Genomic DNA, 4,399 nt, shown 5'->3' on the forward strand with positions numbered 1-4,399 from the left:
GCATGCCGATCATTCGGTCATTGCCGCGAAGATCGGTGGACAGGAAATCACCGCCAGGGTAGGCGCGCCTGGCCGCCACATGGTGCACAATGTGCTGGCAGTGCTGGGCGCCGCGCATCTGGTCGGCGCCGACATCGCCAGGGTGGCGCTGGCGCTGGCCGATCTTTCGGCCGAACGTGGACGCGGCAAGCGCCATGTGTTGCGCCACCCCAGGGGTTCGATCACGTTGATCGACGAGAGCTACAACGCCAATCCGGCGTCGATGAGCGCTGCAATGGCGCTGCTCAACGCGACGCCGGTGTCCGGCGAAGGCAGGCGCATCGCGGTGCTCGGCGACATGCTCGAGCTCGGCGACCATTCGGCGAAGCTGCACGCGGCCCTTGCCGATCTCATCGTCGGCACCGAAACGCGCACGGTCTTTCTCGCCGGCCAGGAAATGCGGGCGCTGGCCGATATCCTGCCCGGTGAGATCAAGACGGAGTATCGCGCCGGCGCCGAGGATCTGAAACTGGTGCTTCTGTCGGCCCTGAAGCCTGGCGACGTGGTGATGATCAAATCGTCGAAAGGCATCGGGTTTTCCAAGCTGGTCGACGCATTGCTCGGCAGATTTCCGGCTGTAGCCGCAACCACCAAACAGACCTAGAGCCAGGTCCGGGGGCCGAATCGCATGTTCACACTGCTCGTCGAATTCGCGGACAAGATCTCGGTCTTCAACGTCTTCCGCTACATAACTTTCCGCACCGGTGGCGCGCTGATCACAGCGGCGCTGATCGTCTTCATCTTCGGGCCAGCTATCATCAATTCGCTGAGGCTGCGGCAGGGCAAGGGCCAGCCGATCCGCGCCGACGGGCCGCAGACGCATTTCAAGAAAGCCGGCACGCCGACCATGGGCGGGCTGATGATCCTGTGCGGCATCATCGGCTCGTCGCTTTTATGGGCGAACCTGTCCAGCATCTATGTCTGGGTGGTGCTGCTGGTGACCCTGGGGTTCGGCTCGATCGGCTTCTACGACGATTATCTCAAGGTGACGAAGCAATCGCATCTCGGCTTTTCCGGCAAGGCGCGGCTGGCGCTTGAATTCGTCATCGCCGGCATCGCCGCCTGGGTGATCATGCACAACGGCCAGGCGCCGTTCTCGTCGTCGCTGACTTTTCCTTTCGCCAAGGAGTTTCTCGTCAATCTCGGCTGGTTCTTCATCCCGTTCTCGTGCTTCGTCATCGTCGGCGCCGGCAATGCGGTGAACCTGACCGATGGCCTCGACGGGCTGGCGATCGTGCCGATCATGATCGCGGCGGCGTCCTTCGGCGTCATCGCATATCTGTCCGGTAACGCGGCGTTCGCCGAATATCTGCAGATCCATTTCGTGCCCGGCACCGGCGAATTGGCGGTGGTCCTCGGCGCGGTGATCGGCGCCGGCCTCGGCTTCCTGTGGTTCAACGCACCGCCGGCGGCGATCTTCATGGGCGATACTGGCTCGCTGGCCCTGGGCGGCCTGATCGGCACGGTCGCGGTTGCCACCAAGCACGAGATCGTGCTGGTCATCGTCGGCGGCCTGTTCGTCGTCGAGATCCTGTCGGTCATCATCCAGGTCGGCTACTTCAAGATGACTGGCAAGCGCGTGTTCCTGATGGCACCGATCCATCATCATTTCGAAAAGCTCGGCTGGACCGAAAGCCAGGTGGTGATCCGCTTCTGGATCATCGCCGTCATCCTGGCACTGGTCGGCCTGTCGACCCTGAAGCTTAGATAGGAGGCCGCGTGATCCCCGCCGTATCCTTCGCAGGCAAGCGCGTTTCGCTCTTCGGGCTCGGCGGCTCGGGGATCGCCACGGCGCGCGCGCTGATCGAGGGCGGAGCGGACGTGCTGGCCTGGGACGACAATCCCGGCAGCGTCGCCAATGCCGCGGCCGTCGGTATTGCGACCGGCGACCTGCGCGGCGCCGACTGGGCGAAATTCTCAGCCTTCGTGCTGTCGCCCGGCGTGCCGCTGACGCATCCGAAGCCGCACTGGACAGTAGAGCTCGCGCGCGCTTCGGGCGTCGAGATCATTGGCGACATCGAGCTGTTCTGCCGCGAGCGGACGTTGCTTGCGCCGGCAGCGCCGTTCATCGCCATCACCGGCACCAACGGCAAATCGACGACCACGGCGCTGACGGCGCATATCCTGAAATCGGCCGGACGCGACACGCAGATGGGCGGCAATATCGGCCGTGCGGTGATGACGCTCGATCCGCCGGAGCCCGGGCGGCACTATGTCGTGGAATGCTCGTCCTACCAGATAGACCTGGCGCCCTCGATCAATCCGACCGCCGGCGTCCTGCTCAACCTGACGCCCGATCATCTCGACCGTCATGGCACGATGCAGCACTACGCCGCGATCAAGGAACGGCTGGCGGCCGGCAGCGAAACCGCGATTGTCGGTGTCGACGATTCCTGGTGCGCCCAGCTCGCCGACCGGCTGGAGCGGGCAGGCCGGCACGTCATCCGCATTTCCAAGCGCCTGCCACTGACCGACGGCTATTTCGCCGACGGCACCGATCTGATGGAAGCGGTGCATGGCCGGTATAGCCGCGTTGCCTTTCTCGAAGGCATTGGCTCGTTGCGCGGCCAACACAATGCGCAGAATGCGCTGGCCGCCGTCGCCGCCTGCCTCAAGGTCGGGCTCGATCTGGGCGAGATCCAGTCGGGGCTGGAAAGCTTTCCCGGGCTAGCGCACCGCATGGAACAGGTCGGCCGCAAGGACCATGTGCTGTTCATCAACGATTCCAAGGCGACCAATGCCGATGCGGCAGCGCCCGCGCTGTCCAGCTTTCCGCGCATCTACTGGATCGCCGGCGGGTTGCCGAAGGAGGGTGGCATCGAGCCGTTGCGGGGCCTCTTTCCGCGCATCGCCAAGGCCTATCTGATTGGCGAGGCCGCACCGGCCTTCTCGGCGACGCTCGGCGAGGCGGTGCCCTACGAAATTTCAGGCACGCTGGCCGCGGCAGTCGAGCATGCCGCAAGCGACGCGGCCAGGGATGATGACAACGGCGAGGTGGTGGTGCTGCTTTCGCCGGCCTGCGCCAGTTTCGACCAGTTCAAGAATTTCGAAGTGCGTGGCGAAGCCTTCAGGCAAGCTGCGAGCACTATTGATGGCGTGAAGCTCATCGGAGGGACACGGTAATGCAAAGTCGTCTCGACAAAAGCCCGGTTGCCACCTGGTGGTGGACGATCGATCGCTGGTTCCTAGCTGCGTTCCTGTCGCTGATGGGGCTCGGTATCGTGCTGTCCTTCGCGGCAAGCCCGGCAGTGGCCCAACGCATCGGCCTCGACAGTTTCCACTTCGCCACACGTCAGATCATCTTCACCATTCCCGCACTTGGCGTGATGCTGGCCGTCTCCTTCCTGGAATCGCGGCAGATCAGACGCATGGCGCTGGTGATGCTGTGCGCCACGCTGTTCCTGATGGTGGCGGTGCTCTACATCGGCGTCGAGGTGAAGGGGGCGCGGCGCTGGGTGTCGCTTGCCGGCCTGTCGATCCAGCCGTCGGAATTCCTCAAGCCGGCGTTCGTCGTCATCTGCGCCTGGCTGTTTGCCGAACACAAGCGCCAGCCCGACATTCCCGGCAATCTGTTCGCCATGCTGCTGCTAGCCCTCGTCATCTCGCTGCTGGTGGCGCAGCCTGATTTCGGCCAGACCATGCTGGTGCTCGGCACCTGGGGGGTGATGTTCTTCATGGCCGGACTGCCATGGCTGTGGATCATCGCGCTGGGCGCCGCCGGCATCAGCGGGGTGTTTGCCGCCTATACGGTATTCCCGCATGTCGCCGGCCGCATCGACCGCTTCATGACCGGCGAAGGCGACACGTTCCAAGTCGACATGGGCCGCGATGCGCTGATCAACGGCGGCTGGTTCGGCGTCGGGCCGGGCGAGGGCACCGTCAAGCGGGTCATACCCGACAGCCATGCCGATTTCGTCTTCTCGGTGGCCGGCGAGGAGTTCGGGCTGATCATGTGCTTCTTCATCATGACCATCTTCGCCTTCATCGTGCTGCGCGGGCTCAGCACCGCGCTCAAGGAGCAGGACGATTTCACACGCTATGCGGTTGGCGGCCTGGTCACGGTTTTCGGCCTGCAGTCGGTCATCAATATGGCCGTCAATTTGCAGCTGATGCCGGCCAAGGGCATGACCTTGCCGTTCATCTCCTATGGCGGCTCCTCGCAGATCGCCATCGCAATCTCGATGGGCATGGTGCTGGCGCTGACGCGCAAGCGGCCGGAAAAGCGCAAGCAGTTGGGCTTCGCACCGTCGCAGCGCGCCATGCCGGCGGAGTGAAATGTCGAGGGGCGTTATCCTACTGGCGGCCGGCGGCACGGGCGGGCATCTCTTCCCGGCCGAGGCGCTGGCGCATGAGCTGACCA

At 64.1% G+C, this 4,399-nt stretch carries 5 protein-coding genes; all 5 read left to right on the forward strand.

The window, feature by feature from the left end:
- Positions 1 to 643: cyanophycin synthetase (locus EOC93_RS32670; protein ID WP_281033176.1), on the forward strand; the 643-nt coding region annotated here is incomplete at its 5' end.
- 24 nt (positions 644 to 667) lie between these two features.
- Complete coding sequence (gene mraY, locus EOC93_RS32675) at positions 668 to 1,750, forward strand: phospho-N-acetylmuramoyl-pentapeptide-transferase (protein WP_127206667.1); 1,083 nt, start codon at positions 668 to 670, stop codon at positions 1,748 to 1,750.
- 8 nt (positions 1,751 to 1,758) lie between these two features.
- Positions 1,759 to 3,162, forward strand: coding sequence for a UDP-N-acetylmuramoyl-L-alanine--D-glutamate ligase (murD, locus tag EOC93_RS32680; RefSeq protein ID WP_127206668.1), 1,404 nt, complete (start codon positions 1,759 to 1,761; stop codon positions 3,160 to 3,162).
- Complete coding sequence (gene ftsW / locus EOC93_RS32685) at positions 3,162 to 4,313, forward strand: putative lipid II flippase FtsW (RefSeq protein ID WP_127206669.1); 1,152 nt, start codon at positions 3,162 to 3,164, stop codon at positions 4,311 to 4,313. The genes murD and ftsW overlap by 1 nt, the downstream gene beginning before the upstream one ends.
- A 1-nt stretch (position 4,314) precedes the next feature.
- Positions 4,315 to 4,399: glycosyltransferase (locus EOC93_RS34525; RefSeq protein ID WP_206532297.1), on the forward strand; the 85-nt coding region annotated here is incomplete at its 3' end.

Origin of the sequence: Mesorhizobium sp. M6A.T.Ce.TU.002.03.1.1 (genome assembly GCF_003997275.1) — a bacterium.
Lineage (GTDB): Bacteria > Pseudomonadota > Alphaproteobacteria > Rhizobiales > Rhizobiaceae > Mesorhizobium > Mesorhizobium mediterraneum.

Coding starts and splice junctions, on each gene's coding strand:
- mraY (WP_127206667.1), top strand. CDS start 668: ATGTTCACACTGCTCGTCGAATTCGCGGACAAGATCTCGGTCTTCAAC.
- ftsW (WP_127206669.1), top strand. CDS start 3,162: ATGCAAAGTCGTCTCGACAAAAGCCCGGTTGCCACCTGGTGGTGGACG.